Below are 23,296 nucleotides of genomic sequence, written 5' to 3' on the forward strand. Positions count from 1 at the left end.
GATCGCGGTCCGCGGCCCGGCGTCTGACCATTCGGGTCACCGGCCGGCCCGGGCGGGACGAGAGCCGGGGCGCCGAAAATCCGGTCATCGCCGCTCCCCGAGGGCCCGTACACTGGGCACAGCGAAAAGCGTTGATGGGGACGAGTAACGCCGTACGCAGCCATGAGCGACCCGGGGACGGTGCGAGCCCGGGGGACTGCCCGACGTGAAGATCACCCCGGAGCCGCCGGAAGAAAGCCGCGGGCGCGGATGGGCGCCACGGCCGGTAGAACCGGTATCGCGACCCCAATGAGGGGGCCTTTCGGCGTCGATCGCCGAAGGCCAAGGAGGGTGGTACCGCGGGAGTCCAGCCGCTCTGGCTCTCGTCCCTCCGACGGAAGGCAGCAGTCCGTTGGAGGAGCAACCTCGATGAAATCGACCGAGCAGCAGTACCACCAGGTACCCGCGCAGGTGGACCTCCCCGCGCTCGAGCACACGGTCCTCGACTTCTGGCGCGAGCAGAAGATCTTCGCCAAGTCCCTGGAGCAGTCCGAGGGCCGCCCCGAGTGGGTCTTCTACGAGGGCCCGCCGACCGCGAACGGCATGCCCGGCGCCCACCACATCGAGGCCCGCGTCTTCAAGGACGTCTTCCCGCGCTTTCGCACCATGCGCGGCTACCACGTCGCCCGCAAGGCCGGCTGGGACTGCCACGGACTGCCCGTCGAGCTCGCCGTCGAGAAGGAACTCGGCTTCAACGGCAAGAAGGACATCGAGGCGTACGGAATCGCCGAGTTCAACGCCAAGTGCCGCGAGTCGGTGACCCGGCACACCGACGCCTTCGCCGAGCTGACGACCCGCATGGGCTACTGGGTGGACCTCGACGAGGCCTACCGCACCATGGACCCCGAGTACGTGGAGTCCGTCTGGTGGTCGCTGAAGGAGATCTTCGGCAAGGGCCTGCTGGTCCAGGACCACCGGGTGGCCCCCTGGTGTCCGCGCTGCGGCACCGGCCTGTCGGACCACGAGCTCGCGCAGGGCTACGAGACCGTCGTGGACCCCTCGGTCTACGTCCGTTTCCCGCTCACCTCCGGTCCGCTCGCCGGTGAGGCCTCGCTCCTGGTCTGGACGACGACCCCCTGGACGCTGGTCTCCAACACCGCGGTGGCCGCGCACCCCGACGTCACCTATGTCGTCGCCACCGACGGCGCGGAGAAGGTCGTCGTCGCCGAGCCGCTCGTCCAGAAGGCGCTCGGCGAGGGCTGGGAGCCGACCGGCCTGCGCTTCACCGGTGCCGAAATGGAACGCTGGAACTACCAACGGCCGTTCGCGCTCGTGGAGTTCCCGGCCGGGGAAGGCGCCGCCGAACAGAGCCCCACCGGCGCCCACTTCGTGGTGAACGCCGGCTACGTCACCACCGAGGACGGCACCGGCCTCGTCCACCAGGCCCCCGCCTTCGGTGAGGACGACCTCAAGGTCTGCCGCTCCTACGGCCTGCCCGTGGTCAACCCGGTCCGGTCGGACGGCACCTTCGACGAGAGCCTCGACCTGATCGGCGGCCAGTTCTTCAAGAAGGCCGACGAGGCGCTGACCGCCGACCTCGGCGCACGCGGCCTGCTCTTCCGCCACCTCCCGTACGAGCACAGCTATCCGCACTGCTGGCGCTGCCACACCGCGCTGCTCTACTACGCGCAGCCGTCCTGGTACATCCGCACCACCGCGATCAAGGACCGCCTGCTCGAGGAGAACGAGCGGACCAACTGGTTCCCGGACTCCGTCAAGCATGGCCGCTTCGGCGACTGGCTGAACAACAACATCGACTGGGCGCTGTCGCGCAACCGCTACTGGGGCACCCCGCTGCCGATCTGGCGCTGCGAGGAGGGCCACCTCACCTGCGTGGGCTCGCGCGCGGAGCTTAGCGAGCTGAGCGGCACCGACCAGTCCGCGCTCGACCCGCACCGGCCCTACATCGACGAGGTCACCTTCGGCTGCACCCACGAGGGCTGCGCGCTCACCGCGACCCGGGTGCCCGAGGTCATCGACGCCTGGTACGACTCGGGCTCGATGCCCTTCGCGCAGTGGGGCTACCCGTACAAGAACAAGGAGCTCTTCGAGAGCCGGTACCCGGCGCAGTTCATCTCGGAGGCGATCGACCAGACCCGCGGCTGGTTCTACACGCTGATGGCCGTCGGCACCCTGGTCTTCGACAAGTCCTCCTACGAGAACGTCGTCTGCCTCGGCCACATCCTCGCCGAGGACGGCCGCAAGATGTCCAAGCACCTGGGCAACATCCTCCAGCCGATCCCGCTCATGGACGAGCACGGCGCCGACGCGGTCCGCTGGTTCATGGCGGCGGGCGGCTCCCCGTGGGCCGCCCGGCGGGTGGGCCACGGCACCATCCAGGAGGTCGTCCGCAAGACGCTCCTGACCTACTGGAACACGGTCGCCTTCCAGGCCCTGTACGCGCGTACCTCCAACTGGGCGCCCTCGGCCGCGGACCCGGCCCCGGCCGAGCGCCCGCTGCTCGACCGCTGGCTGCTCTCCGAGCTGCACGCCCTGACCGCCCAGGTCACCACCGCCCTGGAGGCCTACGACACCCAGCGCGCGGGCAAGCTGCTCTCGGCCTTCGTGGACGACCTGTCCAACTGGTACGTACGCCGCTCCCGTCGCCGCTTCTGGAAGGGCGACCCGGCCGCGCTGCGCACCCTGCACGAGGTCGTCGAAACCATCACGCGGCTGATGGCGCCGCTGACGCCGTTCGTGACCGAGCGGGTCTGGCAGGACCTGGTGGTGCCGGTGACGCCGGACGCCCCGGAGTCGGTGCACCTGTCCGACTGGCCCGAGGCCGACCCGTCCGCGATCGACCCGGAACTGTCGAAGCAGATGGCGCTGGTCCGCAGGCTGGTCGAGCTCGGCCGGGCCACCCGTGCCGAGTCGGGTGTGAAGACCCGCCAGCCGCTGTCCCGCGCGCTGGTCGCCGCTACCGGTTTCGAGCGGCTCTCGCCCGAGCTGCGGACGCAGATCACCGAGGAGCTGAACGTCTCCTCGGTGGCCGCGCTGTCGGATTCCTCCACTGGTGCAGCGGGCGGCGGCTCGCTCGTGGACACCACCGCCAAGGCGAACTTCCGGCCGCTCGGCAAGCGCTTCGGCAAGGGGGTCCAGGCGGTGGCCAAGGCCATCGCCGCCGCCGACGCCGCTGCGCTGTCCCAGGCCCTGCGGGCGGGTACGGCGAGCGTCGAGGTCGACGGCGAGACGGTGACCCTGGAGCCGGAAGAGGTGATCATCACGGAGACGCCGCGCGAGGGCTGGTCCGTCGCCTCGGACTCCGGTGCCACCGTGGCCCTGGATCTGGAGATCACCGAGGAACTGCGGCGCGCGGGCCTGGCCCGCGACGCGATCCGCCTGATCCAGGAGGCCCGTAAGAACAGCGGCCTGGACGTCGCCGACCGGATCGCCCTGCGCTGGGCGTCCACCGACCCGGCGGTCACCGAGGCCCTGGCCGAGCACACCCTGATGATCGCGGAGGAGGTCCTCGCGACCGACTTCGCCGAGGGCGAGGCCGACGGCTCCTACGGTGACGCGTTCACCGACGAGCCGCTCGCGCTGACCTTCCGGCTGCGCAAGGCCTGAGCCCGAGCACCGGCGACCGGTCGGCCAAACGGTCGCCGGTCGCCGGTCGCCGGTCGCCGGTCGCCGGTCGCCGGTCGCCGGTCGAGCATCTGTACGCCGAGGCCCGGGCCCGCGGAAAGGATCTTCCGCGGGCCCGGGCCTCGGCATTGCGTGCGCGCGTACAGGCGTACGTCCTGGGCAGGGCGGAGGCACAAAAGGAGCGGGGCCCCGGATCTCCGGGGCCCCGCTCCTTGAACGCTTCCGACGCCAGTGGCGCCGCTCGGACGTCCGTCAGTTGTCGTCCTCGTCGATGAGGAAGCCGCGCATCGGCGACGGTGCCTGCTGCATGGGCTGCGGGCCCTGCGGCCGGACCGGGGCCATCGGCTGGGTCATCGCGGGGGACATCTGCTGCTGACCGCCGTAGGACGGGCCACCGGCCGGGGACGGGGTGTTGCCGCCCATCGTCTGGTTGCCGCCGTAGGACGGGGCGCTCGCACCGGCCGAGGCCATCGAAGGCGCCGGGGACGGCGGGAGCGAGGCCGTCGCCGGGGTGCGCGGCGGGGCCAGCGAGTCGTCGGCCTGGGTCTCCAGCTGACGGAGCTGGCTCTCCAGGTAGGACTTCAGGCGGGTGCGGTACTCGCGCTCGAAGCCGCGCAGGTCCTCGACCTTGCGCTCCAGCGTGGCGCGCGCGGACTCCAGGGAGCCCATCGCCACACGGTGCTTCTCCTGCGCGTCCCGCTCCAGGGCGTCGGCCTTGGCACGGGCGTCGCGCTCCAGACCCTCGGCACGGCTGCGCGCCTCACCGACGATCTTGTTCGCCTCGGAACGGGCCTCGGCGATCGCCTGGTCGGCGGTCTGCTGGGCCAGCGAGAGCACACGGGCGGCGCTGTCGCCACCGGGACCCTGACCGGGCTGCGGAAGCTGCGGGCCACCGTGACCACCGGGGCCGCCCATGGGGCCGCCCATCGGACCACCCTGCTGCTGCATCGGGCCGCCCTGCTGCTGCATGGGGCCACCCTGCTGCTGCATCGGGCCGGGGCCGTGCGGGCCCTGCGGTCCGCCGGGGCCCGGGGGCAGCTGCGGAGCGCCACCCGGCAGCTGGGGCGGGCCGCCCATCTGCTGCTGGTGCGGCGGTACCGGCTGCGGACCGGATATGGCAGCGGGCACGGGAGCGCCGGGACGGTCCTGCGGCTCCGGCGGCTTGCGCATCTGCTGCTGTTGCTGGTTCTGCGCGGCGGCACGGGTGGCGGCGGCGAGCTTCGCGCGAAGGTCCTCGTTCTCGCGGAGCAGCCGTGTCAGTTCGGCCTCGACCTCGTCTAGGAAGGCATCGACCTCGTCCTCGTCATAGCCTTCTCGGAGACGGACGGTCGTGAACTGCTTGTTCCGCACGTCCTCGGGGGTCAACGGCATCTCTTCACCTCAACTGGGTTCCATCGGCGGGGCCATCCCCGCGTGGGGCAGGGAACACCATCATTCACAGCTGACCCACGATGGCGATCAGAATGTAGACGATGATCATCAGGACGAAGAAGGACAGGTCGAGCGCCACGCCCCCGAGACGCAGCGGCGGGATGAACCGCCGCAGAAGCTTGAGCGGTGGATCGGTGACAGTGTAGGTGGCCTCCAGTACGACCACCATCGGCTTGCCCGGTTGCCACGAGCGGGCGAACTGGAACACGTAGTCCATGACCAGCCTGAAGATCAGCACGATGAGGAAACACATCAGCGCGATGTAGAGCACATCCATGACCACGCTCATCTCCGCGCGTCCCTCTCCCCTGTCACTCTGGTCCTTAGGACCGGTCTCGTCGGCCTTGCGTCTCAGCTCTGGTTGAAGAACCCGCCCTCTGCGATGCGGGCCTTGTCCTCCGCCGTTACATCGACGTTAGCAGGCGAGAGCAGGAAGACCTTCTGAGTCACCCTTTCAATACTTCCGTGAAGACCGAACACGAGTCCGGCAGCAAAGTCGACAAGTCGCTTCGCGTCGGTGTCGTCCATCTCCGTCAGATTCATGATCACCGGAGTGCCCTCGCGGAAGTGTTCCCCGATGGTACGGGCTTCGTTGTAGGTCCGCGGGTGCAGAGTGGTGATGCGGTAGGGCTCCCGCTCGGACACAACCTTGGGCATGATCACCGGTGCGTTCTTCTCCAGACTCTGACGTTCGGGTGTGATGGATGCCACGGGGGCGATTCGCGCCGGACGTCCTGATTCCGCGGGCAGCGAAACAGCGTGGGCGGACGGTTCGCGCTGCGCGGGCGGCGCCACCGCGCGCACCGACTCCTCCCGCGAGGGGGTGTGCGACTGGTGCGACGGCTCGTGCCGTCGTCTGTCCCGCTCGGGCTCCGGGTCGAGCTCGGGCTCGAACTCGTCGTCGGGGTCAAAGCCCCTGCCGTCGTACCCATCGTCCTCCACGAGGCCGAGGTAGACCGCCATCTTGCGCATCGCGCCGGCCATGCTCTGAGTCCTCCGCTCTGTGGTGGATCGGCTGACGCCAACAGTGCCCGCGATCCACGAGGTACACCCCGCTTCATCTGCGGGAATGACCATATTTTGTGCTGTGGTCCGACTTCTTGGCGACGTTACCCGAGCCGTGGTCGGACTCCGAGTACCGCCGTACCGACGCGTACATGTGTCGCCCCGGCCGCAACGGCCTGCTCGAGGTCCGTACTCATCCCCGCTGAAACCATGTTCGCAGCCGGATGGGCCGCGCGCACAAGGGTTGAGAATTCCATCAGCCGCTGGAACGCCGCCAGTTGCCTCCCCGCATACGGCCCGGTGAGCGGCGCGACGGTCATCAGACCGCCGAGTCGCAGACCCTCGGCCGCGTCGATCAGAGAGGCCAACTCCTCGATTCCGTCCGGCGTCACGCCTCCGCGCGCACCGGTCCGCCCCTGTCCCCCGGCAGCGCCGGCCTCCCCTCCCCCGACGCCCGTGGCCGCCTCGCCGAAGTCCGCGTCGAGCGCGACCTGGACCAGGCAGTCCAGTTCGCGCCCGGAGCGCACGGCCTCCTTGGACAGCGCCGTGACCAGCCGCGGCCGGTCGACGGACTGCACCACATCCGCGTAACTCACCACGGAACGTACCTTGTTGGTCTGCAACTGGCCCACAAAGTGCCAGGAAAGGGGCAGGTCCGCACAGTCGGAGGCCTTCGCTCCGGCTTCCTGATCACGGTTCTCGGCCACGTGACGGACACCTAGTTCCGACAAGATCCGCACATCGCTCGCCGGGTAGGTCTTGGTGACGACGATCAGCGTCACCTCTTCCCGCTTGCGGTCCGCGGCCGCGCAGGCGCGCGTGATGCGGTCCTCAACCGCGGCCAGATTCGAGGCCAGTTCGGCCCTGCGGTCGTTCATCCCACCTCAGTCCAGCCACACATAGCCCGCGAGACGGCCGGTGGCCCCCTCGCGGCGGTACGAGAAATGGTCCGCGGACTCCAGCGTGCAGACCTCGGACCCGGCGAGGTCACGGACCCCGAGCCGGTCCAGTTGCGCGTGCACCCCGGCGGTGACGTCGACGGCGGGCGTACCCCAGCTCGTCTCCGCGTACGAGGCGGGCTCGACCTCGGCCACCTCGGCGCGCATCGCGGCCGGGACCTCGTAGCACCTCCCGCAGACGGCCGGGCCGGTGCGGGCGACGATACGGGCGGGTTCGGCGCCGAGTTCGGTCATCGCGCGCAGGGCCGCCGGAACGATTCCCTTGACCATTCCGGGCCGTCCCGCGTGCGCCGCGGCCACCACACCCGCGACCGGGTCGGCGAGGAGCACGGGGGTGCAGTCCGCGGTGAGTACGGCGAGAGCCAGTCCACGGCGTGCGGTGACCAGCGCGTCCGCCTCCGGGAGCTCCTCGTCCGCGGCCCAGGGCCCGACCACGGTCACCGCGGTGTCGCCGTGGACCTGCCGCATCCAGACCACCCGGGCGGCGTCCAGGCCGAGTTCGGCGGCGGCGCGTGCGCGGTTGCCGAGCACCGCGGCCGGGTCGTCACCGACCGCGCCGCCGAGATTGAGCTCCTCGTACGGAGTGGCGCTCACCCCGCCCCACCTGTCGGTGAAGGCGAAGTGCGCGCCACTCGTCGTACGGGTGTGTGCGGTTATCACTTCAGGAAGTCCGGCACGTCCAGCTCCTCGGCGGCGCTGTCCTGGTACCGGGCCGAGGGAACCTGCGGGGTGGTGAGCGAGGAGGTGCCGCGCTCCGAGGCCTCGCTCACGGGCGACGGGCTCACGGGCTCGGACGCCGGCTCCGGGGCGGGGGCCAGGTCGCGGTCCTCGCGCGGGGTGACGCTGCCGAGGCCACCGAAGGCCGGGCGGCTCTCGGTCGCCGGACGGGCCGGGGCGGGAGCCTCCTCGCGCTTGGCCGAGGCGGAGCCGAGCACACCGTCGCGCTTGGAGGGCGGCTGACCGCCGTCGAAGCCCGCGGCGATGACCGTGACCCGTACCTCGTCGCCGAGGGCGTCGTCGATGACCGCGCCGAAGATGATGTTGGCCTCGGGGTGGGCGGCCTCGCTCACCAGCTGGGCGGCCTCGTTGATCTCGAAGAGACCGAGGTCGCTGCCGCCGGAGATGGACAGCAGCACGCCGCGGGCGCCGTCGATGGACGCCTCCAGGAGCGGCGAGGAGATCGCCATCTCCGCGGCGGCCACCGCGCGGTCGTCGCCGCGGGCCGAGCCGATGCCCATCAGGGCCGAACCCGCCTCGGACATCACGGACTTGACGTCGGCGAAGTCGAGGTTGATCAGGCCCGGCGTGGTGATGAGGTCGGTGATGCCCTGCACACCGGAGAGCAGTACTTGGTCCGCGGACTTGAACGCGTCGAGGACACTGACCTGGCGGTCCGAGATGGACAGCAGCCGGTCGTTGGGGATGACGATGAGGGTGTCGACCTCGTCGCGGAGTTCGGCGATGCCGTCCTCGGCCTGGTTCGCGCGCCGACGGCCCTCGAAGGTGAACGGGCGGGTGACCACGCCGATCGTCAGGGCGCCGAGCGAGCGGGCGATGTTGGCCACGACGGGTGCGCCGCCGGTACCGGTGCCGCCGCCCTCTCCGGCGGTGACGAAGACCATGTCGGCCCCCTTGAGGACCTCCTCGATCTCCTCGCGGTGGTCCTCGGCGGCCTTGCGGCCGACTTGCGGGTTGGCCCCGGCGCCGAGTCCGCGGGTGAGTTCACGGCCGACGTCGAGCTTGACGTCGGCGTCGCTCATCAACAGGGCTTGCGCGTCAGTGTTGATCGCGATGAACTCGACGCCTTTGAGGCCGACCTCGATCATCCGGTTGATGGCATTGACACCACCGCCGCCGACACCGATGACTTTGATGACTGCGAGGTAGTTCTGCGGTGCTGCCACGTCGAAGGCCTCTCGCCTCGAGTTACGTGTCGCCGCTTCGCAGCTTGGCTGCGCGACGACTGATGCCGAATGGGACGGTTCGAACGCCGACCCGAACCCTAACGCTGAAGTTTAGGGTTACCAGAGTGTTCCTTGCTGGAACTTCATTGACTGTTCCGAACAGGACACTAAGTCGACAAGTGGCGCGCGTTCAATGAACACGCCGAACCTCCCTCTTTTCTTTTCACCCTATGTGATCAGGCGTTGCGCTGCTCAACCAGGGTGCTGGCCTGCGACGACGGGCGTCAACTCCGTGACGTGGCAGGGGCGGTGGGAACACTCACATCGAAGTGCCGCGCCTTCGGGGCGGCTTTCAGAAGTGCCGTGAGTGTACGGGCCTTCGCCGCGCTCTTCTCACTGCTTCCCCACTCGACACTGCGGCCCCCGCTCAGCTCCAGCGAGAAGTCGTCGTACGAACTCGCCTTCAGCAGACGGGTCTCACGGGCCACCGGGTCCGGGAGGCGACCGGCGACCCGGACCGCTTCGCGTACCAGCCGGGAGACCGGGAAGCGGCGCAGACTGGGTGAGTCGGCGGTGGCGAGTTCGAGAACCGGAATGCCCTCGGGCGCCCGGTCCAGCTCGGCGAACCGCACGCCCTCGGCGTCGACTTCGGTGTAGCGCCCGTCCTTTCGGACGAGCAGTACGGCCTTGCGTTCGGTGAGTTCGACGCTGATGGTGTGCGGCCAGGAACGGCTCACATCGACCAGGTCGATACGCGGCAATTTCTTGCGCAGCCGCGCCTCGACGGCGTCCGTGTCGACGGAAATGAGCGGGGAGCCGATCGGAAGGTCGGCCGCCTCGCGGACCTGAGCGGGCGTCAGTACCCGGGTGCCGCGTACCGAGGACTTCTCCGCGCGCAGCCAACTCGACCCGTACAGCGCCCAGATGGCGAATCCGGTGAGCAGGAGGAGGACGACGAGTACGAGAAGCAGCAGACGCGGCCGGGTCAGCCTCGGGCCCGGCGGCCGGGGCGGGCCGGTCCTCGGCTCCTGCCGTTCGCCGCGTTCGGCGGTGGTGGATCCGGCCACGCTCCCCTGCCTTCTGTCACGCGCTGGGGCGTGACCCTTTCACGGTCACGCGCTCTGCCGTGACCTGATCGCCTCGTACACCATGCCGACGAGCAGGTCGTCGGCGTCCCGGCGGCCGAACTCCGAGGCGGCGCGGGACATCTCGTAGAGCCGGTGCGGATCGGCGAGCACCGGCAGGACGTTGCCGTGCACCCATTCCGGGGTGAGTTCGGCGTCGTCGACGAGGAGTCCGCCGCCTGCCTTGACCACCGGCTGGGCGTTGAGCCGCTGTTCGCCGTTGCCGATCGGCAGCGGGACGTACGCGGCGGGGAGCCCGACGGCGGAGAGTTCGGCCACGGTCATCGCGCCCGCGCGGCAGAGCATCATGTCGGCCGCGGCGTACGCGAGGTCCATCCGATCCACGTACGGTACCGGGATGTAGGGGGGCATTCCCGGCATGTTGTCCACGTGCGGCAGTTCGTTCTTCGGGCCGACCGCGTGCAGGATCTGAATTCCCGCCCGCTGAAGGGCCGGAGCGACCTGCTGGACGACCTCGTTCAGGCGACGGGCGCCCTGCGAACCGCCCGAGACGAGCAGGGTGGGCAGCTGCTGGTCGAGGCCGAACAGGGCGCGGGCCTCGGGGCGGGCGGCCGCGCGGTCCAGGGTGGCGATGGAACGGCGCAGCGGAATGCCGATGTAGCGCGAGCCGCGCAGCTTGCTGTCCGGCGTGGAGACGGCGACCTGGGAGGCGTAGCGCGAACCGATCTTGTTGGCGAGGCCGGGGCGGGCGTTGGCCTCGTGCACCACGATCGGCACCCCGAGCCGCTTGGCCGCGAGGTACCCGGGCAGCGCCACGTAACCGCCGAAGCCGACCACCGCGTCCGCCCGCGTGCGCTCCAGGATCTGCTCGGCCGCCTTGATGGTGCCGCGCAGTCGGCCGGGCACCGTGATGAGCTCCGCGGTGGGCTTGCGCGGCAGCGGAACGGCCGGGATCAGGGCGAGTTCGTAGCCGCGCTCCGGCACCAGGCGGGTCTCCAGGCCGCGTTCGGTTCCGAGGGCGGTGATGCCCACGCTCGGGTCCTGCCTGCGCAGGGCGTCCGCGAGGGCGAGCGCGGGCTCGATGTGACCGGCGGTCCCCCCACCGGCGAGTACGACATGCACCGAAATTCACCGCTCTCCGGACGAACGCGTCGTGGCGCGCCGTCTCATCGTGTTCCATCTGCGAGGACCCCGGTCGCCCGGAGTGCCTTGTGGCGCCTCACGCTTCGCCTCACGCTTTCTACCAAAGGCGCTCCCCCAGTGCCTGAGCGGCCCGGGTGATGCCTTCTTCCGCAGCGCGAGCGCCGCCCGCGCCGCGGGTTCCTCCCGTGCGAAGGCGATGAGGAGCCCGATCGCGAACATGGTCGGCAGCAGGGCCGAGCCTCCGTAGGAGAACAGCGGGAGCGGGACACCGGCGATCGGCAACAGGCCGAGCACCGCACCGATGTTGATCACCGCCTGCGCCGTGATCCAGGTTGTCACGCCTCCCGCGGCGTACCTCACGAAAGGTTCCTCCGTGCGTCCGGCCACGCGGATACCCGCATAGCCTAGAGCCGCGAAGAGCACGAGTACGGACAGCGTCCCGGCCAGGCCCAGTTCCTCCCCGGTGATGGCGAAGATGAAGTCCGTGTGGGCTTCGGGGAGTTGACCCCATTTCTCCACACTCGCACCGAGTCCGGATCCGAACAGACCGCCGGAGGCGAGGGCGTAGGTTCCGTGCACCGCCTGCCAGCACTGGTCGTTGGGGCCGGGGTCGGTCGCGAACATGCAGGCGAGTCGGCCCATCCGGTTCGGGTTGGTCTTGATGAGCACCGCGCCGATGAACAGGGCCACGCCGAGTACGCCCGCGAACAGCCGGGTCGGCGCGCCCGCGAGCCACAACAGGCCGAACAGGATGGCCGAGAGGATGATCGCGGTGCCCATGTCGCCGCCGAGCATGATGAGTCCGAGCAGCATGAAGGCGACCGGAACCAGCGGCACCAGCATGTGCTTCCACTGCGTCAGAAGGCGCTTGTCGTTCTTGCGGGCGAGCAGGTCCGCGCCCCACAGCACGAGCGCGAGTTTGCCGAACTCGCTCGGCTGGAGCTGGAAGGGGCCGCCCAGGGAGATCCAGTTCTGGTTCCCGTTGACCGCGACTCCTATCCCGGGAACCTGCACCAGGATCATCAGAAAGACCGATCCTGCGAGGATCGGATAAGCCAGCGCCCGGTGCAGTCGGACGGGCATCCGCGTCGCCGCGTACATCAGGATGCTGCCGAGCACCGCCGCCACGAACTGCTTCTTGAAGAAGTACGCACCGGGCAGCGAGAGCTGGAGCGCCGTGATCATCGACGCGGAGTACACCATCACGAGCCCGAGGGCGGTGATCAGCAGCGCGCTGCCGAACAGCAGGTAGTACGCCGTGAGCGGCCGGTCCCAGGCGCGTTTGAAGCTCAGGTACAGCCGCAGCAGCCGGGGTTCGCGAGGCGGTCGGGGGCGGCCCGGCGGCGGTGAACGCCGCGCGGAGGGACGCCGGTTGGCGCCCTGTGGGCCGCGGCCGCCGCCGCGCGGCGACGCCCCTTCATCGGCCCGGGACCCGGGACCCAGCCATGAAGATGTCACGTTCCCCTCCGAGGTGCCCGGCGCCGCCGGGCCACGCCGGCCCGGTCAGGCGCTGGCGGCGTCGAGTTCACGGACCGCAGCCGCGAACGCCTCACCGCGCTTGTTGTAGTTGGTGAACATGTCCATCGAGGCACAGGCGGGCGCCATCAGCACGGTGTCGCCCGACTTCGCGAGTCGTGCCGCCTCCTGGACCGCCGCCGACATCGCCCCAGTGTCTGTCCGGTCGAGGTCGACCACCGGGACCCCGGGCGCGTGTCGCGCGAGCGCTTCACGGATGAGGGCGCGGTCGGCACCGATGAGCACAACACCGCGCAGCCGGGGCGCGGCCTTCTGTACGAGCTCGTCGAAAGTCGCGCCCTTGGCCAGGCCGCCCGCGATCCAGACGATCGACTCGTACGAGGCCAGCGAGGCTTCGGCGGCATGGGTGTTGGTGGCCTTGGAGTCGTCCACGTAGGCGACCGAGTCGACGTCCGCGACATGCTCGATGCGGTGCGGGTCGGGCCGGAAAGCGCGCAGTCCCTCGCGTACGGCGGCCGGTTCGACACCGTAGGCACGGGCGAGGGCCGCCGCGGCGAGGGCGTTGGCGATGTTGTGCGGGACCGGCGGCCGGACGTCGGTCACCTCGGCGAGTTCCTGTGCCTGCTTCTGCCGGTCCGCCACGAACGCGCGGTCGACCAGGAGGCCCTCCACGACGCCGAGTTGGGAGGGCGCCGGGGTGCCGAGCGTGAAGCCGATGGCGCGGCAGCCCTCCTCCACGTCGGCGGCGCGCACGAGTTCCTCGGTGGCGGGGTCGGCGACGTTGTACACACAGGCGACCTGGTTGCCCTCGTAGACCCGGCCCTTGTCGGCGGCGTACGCCCGCATCGAGCCGTGCCAGTCCAGGTGGTCGGGCGCCAGGTTGAGGACCGCGGCGGAGTGCGCGCGCAGGCTGGGCGCCCAGTGCAGCTGGTAGCTGGAGAGTTCGACGGCCAGGACGTCGAACTTCTCCTCGCCGAGGACGAGGTCGACGATCGGGGTGCCGATGTTGCCGACCGCGGCGGTGCGCAGTCCGGCGGCCTCCAGGATGGCGGCCAGCATCCGGGTCGTGGTGGTCTTGCCGTTGGTGCCGGTGACCGCGAGCCAGGGCGCCGCCCCGGGGCCGCGCAGCCGCCAGGCGATCTCGACATCGCCGACCACGTCCACACCCACCGCGGCGGCGGCCGCGAACAGCGGGCTGCCCGGCTTCCAGCCCGGTGAGGTGACGACGAGTTCGGTGCCCTCGGGCAGCGTCTCGGCGTCCGCGAGGCGTACCGCGACGCCCTCGGCGCGCAGTTCCTCGGCACGGGCGCGCAGGCCCTCGTTGTCGCCGCCGTCCACGACGGTCACCGAAGCGCCGAGGCCGGCCAGGGCGCGGGCGGCACTGATGCCGCTCACGCCGAGACCGGCGACGGTGATCTGCTGTCCCCGGAAGGTCACTTGTCGGCTGCCCACCCTGCGTAGAAGAGTCCGAGGCCGACGATGACGCACATGCCCTGGATGATCCAGAACCGGACCACGACCAGGACCTCGGACCAGCCCTTGAGTTCGAAGTGGTGCTGGAGCGGGGCCATCCGGAAGACGCGCTTGCCGGTCATCCGGAACGAGCCGACCTGGATCACCACGGACATGGTGATGAGGACGAACAGGCCGCCGAGCAGGGCGAGCAGCAGCTCCGTACGGGAGCAGATGGCCAGGCCCGCCAGCGCGCCGCCGAGGGCGAGCGAACCGGTGTCGCCCATGAAGATCTTCGCGGGTGAGGTGTTCCACCACAGGAAGCCGAAGCAGGCACCCATGAGCGCGGAGGCGACCACCGCGAGGTCGAGTGGGTCGCGCACCTCGAAGCAGGCCGACGGGTTGGTCAGCGTCGCCGCGTTGGCGCAGGACTCCTGGTACTGCCAGATGCCGATGAAGGTGTAGGCGCCGAAGACCATCACCGAGGCGCCGGTGGCCAGGCCGTCGAGGCCGTCGGTGAGGTTCACGCCGTTCGACATGGCGAGGATCATGAACAGGGCCCAGACCACGAACACGACCGGGCCGATGGACCAGCCGAAGTCGGTCACGAAGGAGAGCTTCGTGGAGGCCGGGGTGTTGTTGCGGTTGTCGGCGAACTGCAGCGACAGGACCGCGAAGGCGATGCCGACGATGAGCTGTCCGGCCATCTTCGCCTTGGCCCGCAGACCCAGCGAGCGCTGTTTGACGATCTTGATGTAGTCGTCCAGGAAGCCGACCAGACCCATGCCCGCCATCAGGAAGAGCACCAGGACACCGGAGAAGGTCGGGTCCTCGCCGGTGATCACCTTGGCGAGCGCGTAGGCGATCAGGGTCGCCAGGATGAAGGCGATACCACCCATGGTCGGGGTGCCGCGCTTGCTGTGGTGCTCGCGCGGGCCGTCGTCCCGGATGAACTGTCCGTATCCCTTGCGGGCCAGGAACTTGATCAGCAGCGGGGTGCCGACCAGTGTCAGGAAGAGCCCGATTACTCCCGCGAAGAGGATCTGCCTCATCGGCCGGCGACCTGCCCCTCGCCCGATGCGACGCCCGCGAGCAGCTGTTCGGCCACCCGCTCCAGGCCCACCGACCTGGAGGCCTTCACGAGTACGACGTCACCCGGGCGCAATTCGCTGCGCAATAGGTCGACCGCCGCCTGTGCGTCGGACACGTGCACCGACTCCTCACCCCACGAACCCTCGTTGTATGCGCCCATCTGCAGCCAGGCGGCTTCCCTGCCCCCGACGGCCACGAGCTTGCCCACGTTCAGCCGGACGGCGAGCCGCCCGACCGCGTCGTGTTCGGCGAGAGCCTCGTCACCGAGCTCGGCCATCTGACCGAGCACCGCCCACGTACGTCCCCCTCTGGCCTGTGCGGCCTGACCCATGGCGGCGAGCGCGCGCAGCGCCGCTCGCATGGACTCGGGGTTCGCGTTGTAGGCGTCGTTGACGACCGTCACGCCGTCCGGGCGCTCGGTGACCTCCATACGCCAGCGAGAGAGGGAGCCCGCCTCACTGAGCGCAAGGGCGATCTCTTCCGCGGACATGCCCAGTTCATGGGCTACGGCGGCCGCTGCGAGCGCGTTCGACACGTGGTGCTCACCGTACAGGCGCAAGGTCACATCGCTGCACCCGGAGGGTGTGTGCAGGGCGAAGGAGGGCTGTCCGGTGTCCGTCAGGCGCACATTTTCGGCGCGTACGTCGGCTTCGCCCGCCTCACCGAAGAGCAGCACCCTGGCCTTGGTCCGGCTCGCCATGGCGCGTACGAGCGGATCGTCGGCGTTGAGGATCGCGGTCCCCTCGGCGGGCAGGCTCTCCACGAGCTCGCCCTTGGCCACGGCGATCTGCTCCCGGCCGCCGAACTCCCCGATGTGGGCGCTGCCGACGTTCAGTACGACGCCGATCCGCGGTGGGGTGAGTTCGGTGAGGTAGCGGATGTGGCCGATTCCGCGCGCTCCCATCTCCAGTACCAGGTAACGGGTTTCGGCCGTGGCGGCGAGCGCGGTCAGCGGCAGACCGATCTCGTTGTTGAGCGAGCCGGGCGTCCACACGGTGGGCGCCTTGCGCTGGAGGACCTGGGCGATCAGGTCCTTGGTGCTGGTCTTTCCGGCCGAGCCGGTGACCGCGACGAGGGTGGCGCCAAGACGCCGCACGACGGTACGGGCCAGGGCGCCGAGCGCCGTTTGCACATCCTCGACCACGATGGCCGGAACGCCGACGGGGCGGGTCGCGAGTACGGCGACGGCCCCCTTGGCGACGACCTCGGCGGCGTAGTCGTGGCCGTCCACGCGCGCGCCCGCGAAGGCGGCGAAGAGAGATCCCGGCCGCACTTCCCGGGAGTCCTTGACGACGGATCCGGTCACTTCCACGGACGGATCCGGTATGTCGTACGTCTGCCCGCCGACGGCTTTGGCGATCTCGGCGAGGGAGAGGGCGATCAAGAGTTATCCCTGGGTCTTGTCGATGGCTTCGCGGAGCACTTCGCGGTCGTCGAAGGGGCGGATCACCCCGGCGATGTCCTGGCCCTGTTCGTGTCCCTTGCCCGCGACGAGCACGGTGTCGCCGGGCTCGGCTCGGGCGACGGCGGCCGCGATGGCCGCGGCCCGGTCCTCGAAGACCGCGACATCGCCGCGCTCGTGGGCGGGGACCTCCGCGGCGCCCGCCATCATCGTGGCGAGGATGGCCAGCGGGTCCTCCGAACGCGGGTTGTCCGAGGTGAGGATGGCGGTGTCCGACAGCCGTGCGGCAGCGGCGCCCATCGGCTTGCGCTTGGTCTTGTCGCGGTCGCCGCCGCAGCCGAGCACGATGTGGATACGGCCCTCGGTGACCTTGCGCAGGGCGCGCAGCACCGATTCGACGGCGTCGGTCTTGTGCGCGTAGTCGACGACGGCGAGATAGTCCTGGCCCGCGTCCACCCGCTCGAGCCGGCCGGGGACGCCGGGGATCGCGCCCACGCCGGCGGCGGCGCGCACCGGGTCCAGGCCCGCGACGGCGAGGGTGACGATCGCGGCGAGGGTGTTGGAGACGTTGAAGGGTCCGGGCAGCGGCGCCCTGGCGGGGATCCGCTCCTCCTTGGGGCCGATCACGGTGAACGTCGAGCCGAGCGGCCCGACTTCGACGTCCTCGGCGCGCCAGTCGGCGTCCGGGTGGCCCTCGGCGGAGTAGGTGGTGACGGGCACCCCGGACTCCTTGACCAGGCGTCGGCCGTACTCGTCGTCGAGGTTGACCACGCCCTGCTTGCTGCGCAGTGGCGTGAACAACTGGGCCTTGGCCTGGAAGTAGTCCTCCATGTCGGAGTGGAACTCCATGTGCTCCGGGCTCAGGTTGGTGAAGACCGCCACGTCGAAGACGCAGGCGTCCACCCGGCCGAGGACCAGGGCGTGGCTGGAGACCTCCATGGCGACGGCCTGTACGCCGCGTTCGCGCATGACGGCGAACAGCGCCTGCAGATCGGTGGCCTCGGGGGTGGTGCGCTCGGACTTGACACGCTCCTCGCCGATCCGGATCTCCACGGTGCCGATGAGTCCGGGTACGCCCCCGGCCGCCTCGTCGAGTCCGCCCTGGACGAGGTAGGCGGTGGTGGTCTTGCCGGAGGTGCCGGTGATTCCGAGCTGGAGCAGATGACGCCCGGGATGGCCGTAGACGGTCGCGGCGAGCTGGCCCATCCGCGCCCGGGGGCTGTCCACGACGAGGACGGGCAGGCCGGTGCGCTCGGCGCGTTCGGCGCCCGAGGCGTCGGTGAGGATCGCGACCGCGCCGAGGTCGGCGGCCTGCGCGACGAAGTCCGCGCCGTGCAGGCGGGCGCCGGGCAGTGCGGCGTAGATGTCCCCGGGGCGTACCGCGCGGGAGTCGTGGGTGACGCCCGTGACCTGGGCCTCGGCGCTCGCGGTGACGCCCATTTCGGCGGCGAGCTCGGTGAGGGCGGTGGGCTCGACCCGCTCCGGACGCGGTGGTCCCGGGTAACCGGCGTTCGCGTCGTTCTGGGCGTTTTGTGACTGATCAGCATGTGGCACGGCGGTAACCGTACCGGCCCCACCCCCGCCGGGGCGAAGTGAAGGGCGCGGCGAAGCAAGCACCTGTTTCTCGGTGCCGGACTGGAGATCGTTCGTCGTCACAGATGATTCCCGGTCAATCTTTCAGGGGGTGAACCGGACGTTCGGGGTGGTTCGGATCAGGGCTTGAACGCTACGGGCAGCCTCGCGGGCTCGGCTCCGGTCGGCGGCACCTGGAGCGTCTTCAGGGCGAATTCCATGACCTTCTTGTAGATCGGACCGCAGATCTGCCCACCGAAGTAGCCGCCTTTGGTGGCGTTCTGGATCGCGCAGTACACGGTGACCCGCGGCTTGTCGGCGGGGGCGAACCCGGCGAACGACGAGGTGTAGCCGTTGTAGCGGCCGGTCTCGGGGTCCACGCGGTTGGCCGTTCCCGTCTTGCCCGCGACCCGGTAGCCCGGGATACGGGCCTTGACGCCGGTGCCCTCTTCGTCGTCGACCACGGACTCCAGCATCTGCGAGAGGGTCCGTGCGGTCCGTTCGCTGACGACCCGGGTCGACTCGGGCTTCGGCGCGGGCGTGAACTCGCCGTCCGCGCCGCGGCTGCCGCGTACCAGGGTGGGCTCGATACGGGTGCCGCCGTTGGCGATGGTCGAGTAGACCGAGGCCGCCTGCATGGCGTTGATCGAGAAGCCCTGGCCGAAGGGGATCGTGTACTGCTGCGAGGTGGACCAGTCGTCGGGCTGGGCGAGGATGCCGGGCGTCTCGCCCGGGAAGCCGAGTCCGGTGGGCTTTCCGATACCGAACTTGCGCAGGTACGTGGAGAGCACCTGGTTGGACTCGGCCTGGTTCTTGCCGAGTTGACCGGTGGCCAGGATGGTGCCGATGTTGCTGGACTTGGCGAGCACCCCGTTCAGGGTCAGGTGCCAGGTCGGGTGGTCGATGTCGTCCTGGAAGAGCCGGTCGCCGCGGTGCAGCCGGTTGGGCACCGTCACATGCGTGCCGGGCGTGGCCTTCTTCTCCTCGAGTACGGCCGCCATCGACATGACCTTGGCGGTGGAGCCGGGCTCGAACGCGTCCTGCACGGCGGCGTTGCCGAGCGAGCCGCCCTTGGCCGTGGACAGGTCGTTGGGGTCAAAGCCGGGCGCGTTGGCCATGGCGAGGATCTCGCCGGTCTGCGTGTCCTGGACGATCACATAGCCGCGATCCGCTTTGGACTTCCTGACCTGCTTGCTGATGGCCTCCTGGGCCGCCCACTGGATGTCCCGGTCGATGGTCAGCTCGACCTCGGCGCCGGGTACGGGCGGCTTCTCGGTACCGCCCGCGGTGGGCACCCGGCGGCCGCCGGACTGCGCGTAGGTGATCTTGCCGTTCTTGCCCGCGAGTTGCTCCTGGAGCTGCTGCTCCAGACCGCCGCCGCCCTTGCCCTCGGCGTTGACCCAGCCCAGTATCCCGGCGGCGAGATCTCCATTGGGGTACACGCGCTTGCTGCTGGCCTCCTGGAAGACCCCGGACAGGATGTTGACCGAACCGTCCTGCTGCGCACGGTCGTTGAGGGTGCTGCGCAGGTCCTTGATCTGCTTCCAGACCGAGGGCGCCTGACGGCGGGCGAGCACCACGTAGCGGGTCTTGGGGGTACGCAGCTTCTCGGCCAGGCTCTCCGTGGGCTGCCCGAGGATCGGCCCGAGCAGCGCGGCCGCCTGGTCCGGGGCGTCCTTGGCCTTGGTGAACCGGGCCGTGAACATGGTGGGGTCGGCGGTGATGTCGTACGCGTCGTCGCTGATCGCGAGGGCCACGCCGGTGCGGTCGGTGATCCGGCCCCGCTCGGCGGCCAGGGTGTGGGTGAGGTACCGGTCCTTCTCGGCCTTGGCGGCGTAGGCGCTGGCGTCCACGGCCTGCACCTGGAGCAACCGTCCCACGAAGATCAGCATGACCACGGTCAGGCCGAGGCCGACCATGCGCAGCCGGGGGCGCGGGCTGCCGAGACGGATGGTGCGGCCCCGGTTGCGCAGCGCCGGGCGCGGCGTGCGCGCCGGGCGTGTGCCCTGGCGCGGGGGGCGCGGGCGCCCGCCCCGGCTGCCGCCGGAGCGCTCGGGCCGTGCGGGCCCGGGCACTTTGCGCCGCGGGGGTTGCCTGTCGGTCACGGCGTCACCTGCCGGAGGTCGAGGGGGCGGGGTGCGAACTGCGGGGAGTCGCGGGGGTGGCGAAAGGCGCGTCGGACCTGGAGCCCTGCGCCGTGGGCGCCGTGTCCGCCGGGGCATCGGAGCTCGCGGATGCGGAGGGGCGCGGTGTGGACCGCGGCCGCGCCGGAGCGCTCGCGGGTTTCTGGGCCACGCCCGGCACTCCGCGCAGGGTGCCGTCGGGAGCGAGGAAGACCGGGTCGCCGCCGGGCACCATGCCCAGTTCCCTGGCCCGGCGTTGCAGGGCGCCGGGGGCGGCGTAGCCGTCCACGTCCCGTTCGAGTTCCTGGCGTTCCTCGGTCAGCGAGGTGGTGTCCTTCTTGAGCTCGCTGAGCTCGAAGGAGCCCGCGTTCAAGGAGGAGTTGAGCATCAGCAGCACGATCAGACCGCCACCGAGAAGCACCACCACGAGCAGAACGAACGGCGTACGTGCGGCCCCGCTCGGCCCCGTGGGAAACAGCCGCGCCAGACGCGCCGCACGCCCCTTGAGTTCGGGTGACTTGCTCATGCGCACGCCCCTCGGTCTTGTCGCTGCGGGTCGCCGACCGGCTCCTCTGCCTCTTGGGGCACTAGCCCTCCTCGGGGCGGATGCGCTGCGCACCTCGCAGCCGTGCCGGTGCCGCCCTGCGGTTGACGGCGATCTCTTCCTCGGTGGGCAGTTCGGCACCTCGGGTCAGAAGCTTGAGCCGGGGCTGGTAGCGCTCGGGCACCACGGGCAGTCCGGGCGGTGCGGTGTTGGCGGCCCCGGCCGCGAAGACCTGCTTGACCAGCCGGTCCTCCAGCGAGTGGTACGAGAGCACCGCGATCCGTCCGTCGACCGCGAGCGCGCCGACGGCTGCCGGGATCGCCCGCTCCAGGACGGAGAGTTCGCCGTTCACCTCGATACGCAGGGCCTGGAAGGTGCGCTTGGCGGGGTTGCCGCCGGTCCGCTTGGCGGCCTGCGGCAGTGCCTCGCGGATGAGTTCGACCAGGCGCGCGCTGTTAGCGAAGGGCTCCTTCTCGCGCTCCTTGACGACCATCGAGACGATCCGCTTGGCCTGCTTCTCCTCGCCGTACGCCCGCAGGATGCGCACGAGTTCACCGGCCGGGTAGGTGTTGAGCACCTCGGCCGCGCTCAGGCCGGTGCTCTGGTCCATGCGCATGTCCAGCGGGGCGTCCTGCGCGTAGGCGAACCCGCGCTCGGCCTCGTCGAGTTGCATGGAGGAGACGCCGAGGTCGAAGAGGATGCCCTGCACCTTGGCGATGCCGAGCCGGTCCAGGACCTCGGGGAGTTCGTCGTAGACGGCGTGCACCAGGGTGGCCCGCTCGCCGAAGGGCGCGAGCCGCTGGCCGGACAGGCGCAGCGCCTCCTTGTCCCGGTCGAGGGCGACCAGGCGCGCCTCGGGGAACTCCGTGAGCAGGGCCTCGCTGTGGCCGCCGAGTCCGAGGGTGCAGTCGACCACGACCGGGGCCGTGTCGAAGGATCCGGTGAGGGCGGGGGCCAGCAGGTCCAGGCAGCGCCGCAGCATGACCGGTACGTGGCGTGGCCCGTCCGCGCCGGGCTGCGCCCCCTCGTCGGGGAGCACCTCGCGCTCTTGCATCGGCCCTCCCGTGTCTCGCGCCGTCGCCCCCGGGGGTGCTCGGCGCCGTCGCCCTGTGCTCGGCCCGCGCTCCGGACGGTGGGTACCGCTGACTCCGTCCTCCCCGAAACGGGGAACGGGCCGCCGGTGCCGGGTGAGGTTCCTCGGCCGGCCGAGGAATGGGTGGAGGCCGGGCCGTATGTGTCCGCCGCACGCCGAAAAGCCCCGGTCGCGGGGCCTCAAGGGGGGCGTGCGAGCCGCAGGAAACTCTCTCGCCTGCCGCTTCGCGTCACTTTAGTCCACACTGTCTTGCGGTCAATCAACTGGCCCGCGCGTGGCGGCGGCTGTGCGCGGGAAACCGGCCGAGTGTCCGGATGCCCCGTCCGCGGACCGTCCGCCACCCGGACGGGTGAGCCGCGCGGGGCCTGTGCACTTGCTCACAGCGGGGCTCATTGGGGTTCTTTGTCCGTCCTCACAGCGGGCCCCGCGCAGGTCGGCCGGTTAACGTCGGTCCCATGTCGACTTCCGCGTCCCCTCAGGGGAATCTCGCCACCAGCTCCGACGAGGGCATACACACCGACTCCTCGGTGACGGACCGGCTCGTCGAGTCCAACCGCGCCTACGCGGCGGACTTCACCGATCCCGGTATGGACGCACGGCCCGTCCTGAAAGTGGCCGTCGTGGCCTGTATGGACGCCCGGCTCGACCTGCACGACGCGCTCGGCCTCGCCCTGGGCGACTGCCACACCATCCGCAACGCCGGTGGCGTGGTGACCGACGACGTCATCCGCTCCCTCACCATCAGCCAGCGCGCGCTGGGCACCCGCAGTGTGGTCCTGATCCACCACACCGGATGTGGCCTGGAATCGCTGACCGAGGACTTCCGGCACGAGATCGAGATGGAGGTCGGCCAGCGCCCGGCGTGGGCGGTCGAGTCCTTCCGCGACGTCGACCAGGACGTGCGCCAGTCCATGCAGCGGGTGCGCACCTCGCCCTTCCTGCTGCACACCGAAGATGTGCGCGGCTTCGTCTTCGACGTGCACACCGGTCTGCTCCGCGAGATCGAGCCCGCCTGAGACACCCGGAGCCCCGGTCGGCGTCGCCCAGGCGAACGCTGCCCGGGGCCCTTTCGGTCCGACACCGCAAGCCCTGTGGACAACTGGCCGCCGGAACACCCGAGTCCGGCCCGGGGCGGACCGCGATTCGACCGAGTGTGACCGCGCGGACGCGAAAACACACCGGCGAAGCACGTCAAAGGCCGACAAATCGGCTCCAGTTGTCCACAGGCAAGTGACACGAACCGGTACGGCCATCAAGAATGCTGCATGTGACACTGCGGGGAACTCCCCGCTACCGGTGTCCGTGTAAGGGGTGGGCCGGTCCGCTTCCCAGGCGACGGTCCTGAGATGGGTTTCCCTGCTCCTCGCGAGCGCGGGAAGGGCCGAGGAGGG

The 23,296-nt window shown here is 70.3% G+C and carries 18 protein-coding genes; 2 read left to right on the top strand and 16 right to left on the bottom strand.

Going from position 1 to position 23,296, the window contains the following annotated elements; translation table 11 throughout:
• Positions 1–408: 408 nt before the first annotated feature.
• Positions 409–3,606 (top strand): isoleucine--tRNA ligase, encoded by a 3,198-nt coding sequence (gene ileS, locus HUT18_RS05815; RefSeq protein WP_176098431.1) that lies wholly within the window; start codon positions 409–411, stop codon positions 3,604–3,606.
• Positions 3,607–3,876: 270 nt separating this feature from the next.
• Here the strand turns inward: ileS and HUT18_RS05820 are convergent, their stop codons facing one another.
• The 16 genes from HUT18_RS05820 to rsmH form a co-directional block, all read right to left on the bottom strand.
• Positions 3,877–4,995: a DivIVA domain-containing protein gene (locus tag HUT18_RS05820; RefSeq protein ID WP_176098433.1), complete on the bottom strand. Its 1,119-nt coding sequence runs from the start codon at positions 4,993–4,995 to the stop codon at positions 3,877–3,879.
• A 64-nt stretch (positions 4,996–5,059) separates the two neighbouring features.
• Positions 5,060–5,344 (bottom strand): YggT family protein, encoded by a 285-nt coding sequence (locus tag HUT18_RS05825; RefSeq protein ID WP_176098435.1) that lies wholly within the window; start codon positions 5,342–5,344, stop codon positions 5,060–5,062.
• Positions 5,345–5,406: 62 nt separating this feature from the next.
• On the bottom strand, positions 5,407–6,039 hold the full coding sequence (locus HUT18_RS05830; protein ID WP_176098437.1) for a cell division protein SepF: 633 nt from the start codon (positions 6,037–6,039) through the stop codon (positions 5,407–5,409).
• A gap of 125 nt (positions 6,040–6,164) precedes the next feature.
• A complete protein-coding gene (locus HUT18_RS05835; protein ID WP_176098439.1) occupies positions 6,165–6,938 on the bottom strand; it encodes a YggS family pyridoxal phosphate enzyme in 774 nt (257 codons plus the stop codon).
• Positions 6,939–6,944: 6 nt separating this feature from the next.
• Positions 6,945–7,676: a peptidoglycan editing factor PgeF gene (gene pgeF, locus HUT18_RS05840; RefSeq protein WP_176104307.1), complete on the bottom strand. Its 732-nt coding sequence runs from the start codon at positions 7,674–7,676 to the stop codon at positions 6,945–6,947.
• Positions 7,676–8,923, bottom strand: a complete 1,248-nt coding sequence (ftsZ, locus tag HUT18_RS05845; RefSeq protein WP_176098441.1) for a cell division protein FtsZ — start codon at positions 8,921–8,923, stop codon at positions 7,676–7,678. The genes pgeF and ftsZ overlap by 1 nt, the downstream gene beginning before the upstream one ends.
• Before the next feature lie 284 nt (positions 8,924–9,207).
• Complete coding sequence (locus HUT18_RS05850) at positions 9,208–9,990, bottom strand: cell division protein FtsQ/DivIB (protein ID WP_176098443.1); 783 nt, start codon at positions 9,988–9,990, stop codon at positions 9,208–9,210.
• 45 nt (positions 9,991–10,035) lie between these two features.
• Complete coding sequence (murG, locus tag HUT18_RS05855) at positions 10,036–11,130, bottom strand: undecaprenyldiphospho-muramoylpentapeptide beta-N-acetylglucosaminyltransferase (protein ID WP_176098445.1); 1,095 nt, start codon at positions 11,128–11,130, stop codon at positions 10,036–10,038.
• A gap of 6 nt (positions 11,131–11,136) precedes the next feature.
• Positions 11,137–12,459 carry a putative lipid II flippase FtsW gene (gene ftsW, locus HUT18_RS05860; protein WP_254878933.1) on the bottom strand — a complete coding sequence of 441 codons (1,323 nt, stop codon included), beginning with the start codon at positions 12,457–12,459 and terminating at the stop codon, positions 11,137–11,139.
• Between the two features lie 195 nt (positions 12,460–12,654).
• Positions 12,655–14,079, bottom strand: a complete 1,425-nt coding sequence (gene murD, locus HUT18_RS05865) for a UDP-N-acetylmuramoyl-L-alanine--D-glutamate ligase (RefSeq protein WP_254878442.1) — start codon at positions 14,077–14,079, stop codon at positions 12,655–12,657.
• The gene (gene mraY / locus HUT18_RS05870) at positions 14,061–15,131 is read right to left on the bottom strand and encodes a phospho-N-acetylmuramoyl-pentapeptide-transferase (RefSeq protein WP_176098447.1); all 1,071 of its coding nucleotides are present in this window, start codon (positions 15,129–15,131) and stop codon (positions 14,061–14,063) included. The genes murD and mraY overlap by 19 nt, the downstream gene beginning before the upstream one ends.
• Positions 15,128–16,555: a UDP-N-acetylmuramoyl-tripeptide--D-alanyl-D-alanine ligase gene (murF, locus tag HUT18_RS05875; protein ID WP_176098449.1), complete on the bottom strand. Its 1,428-nt coding sequence runs from the start codon at positions 16,553–16,555 to the stop codon at positions 15,128–15,130. The genes mraY and murF overlap by 4 nt, the downstream gene beginning before the upstream one ends.
• Before the next feature lie 3 nt (positions 16,556–16,558).
• Positions 16,559–18,190 carry a UDP-N-acetylmuramoyl-L-alanyl-D-glutamate--2,6-diaminopimelate ligase gene (locus tag HUT18_RS05880; protein WP_254878934.1) on the bottom strand — a complete coding sequence of 544 codons (1,632 nt, stop codon included), beginning with the start codon at positions 18,188–18,190 and terminating at the stop codon, positions 16,559–16,561.
• A gap of 95 nt (positions 18,191–18,285) precedes the next feature.
• Entirely contained in the window at positions 18,286–20,250 is a 1,965-nt protein-coding gene (locus HUT18_RS05885) for a penicillin-binding protein 2 (protein WP_254878443.1), read from the bottom strand.
• A 4-nt stretch (positions 20,251–20,254) separates the two neighbouring features.
• Positions 20,255–20,794, bottom strand: coding sequence for a cell division protein FtsL (locus HUT18_RS05890; protein ID WP_176098454.1), 540 nt, complete (start codon positions 20,792–20,794; stop codon positions 20,255–20,257).
• Between the two features lie 61 nt (positions 20,795–20,855).
• A complete protein-coding gene (gene rsmH, locus HUT18_RS05895) occupies positions 20,856–21,866 on the bottom strand; it encodes a 16S rRNA (cytosine(1402)-N(4))-methyltransferase RsmH (RefSeq protein ID WP_254878444.1) in 1,011 nt (336 codons plus the stop codon).
• A gap of 494 nt (positions 21,867–22,360) precedes the next feature.
• On the opposite strand from rsmH, the gene HUT18_RS05900 reads away from it, so the two are divergent.
• Positions 22,361–22,921, top strand: coding sequence for a carbonic anhydrase (locus HUT18_RS05900; RefSeq protein WP_254878445.1), 561 nt, complete (start codon positions 22,361–22,363; stop codon positions 22,919–22,921).
• Positions 22,922–23,296: the final 375 nt, after the last annotated feature.

This window comes from Streptomyces sp. NA04227 (assembly GCF_013364195.1).
Classification (GTDB): Bacteria; Actinomycetota; Actinomycetes; order Streptomycetales; family Streptomycetaceae; genus Streptomyces.

Excerpts from the sequence above, each read along its gene's own strand:
- ileS (WP_176098431.1), top strand. The coding sequence starts at position 409 with ATGAAATCGACCGAGCAGCAGTACCACCAGGTACCCGCGCAGGTGGAC.
- HUT18_RS05820 (WP_176098433.1), bottom strand. The coding sequence starts at position 4,995 with ATGCCGTTGACCCCCGAGGACGTGCGGAACAAGCAGTTCACGACCGTC.
- HUT18_RS05825 (WP_176098435.1), bottom strand. The coding sequence starts at position 5,344 with ATGAGCGTGGTCATGGATGTGCTCTACATCGCGCTGATGTGTTTCCTC.
- HUT18_RS05830 (WP_176098437.1), bottom strand. The coding sequence starts at position 6,039 with ATGGCCGGCGCGATGCGCAAGATGGCGGTCTACCTCGGCCTCGTGGAG.
- HUT18_RS05835 (WP_176098439.1), bottom strand. The coding sequence starts at position 6,938 with ATGAACGACCGCAGGGCCGAACTGGCCTCGAATCTGGCCGCGGTTGAG.
- mraY (WP_176098447.1), bottom strand. The coding sequence starts at position 15,131 with ATGAGGCAGATCCTCTTCGCGGGAGTAATCGGGCTCTTCCTGACACTG.
- HUT18_RS05890 (WP_176098454.1), bottom strand. The coding sequence starts at position 20,794 with ATGAGCAAGTCACCCGAACTCAAGGGGCGTGCGGCGCGTCTGGCGCGG.
- rsmH (WP_254878444.1), bottom strand. The coding sequence starts at position 21,866 with ATGCAAGAGCGCGAGGTGCTCCCCGACGAGGGGGCGCAGCCCGGCGCG.
- HUT18_RS05900 (WP_254878445.1), top strand. The coding sequence starts at position 22,361 with ATGTCGACTTCCGCGTCCCCTCAGGGGAATCTCGCCACCAGCTCCGAC.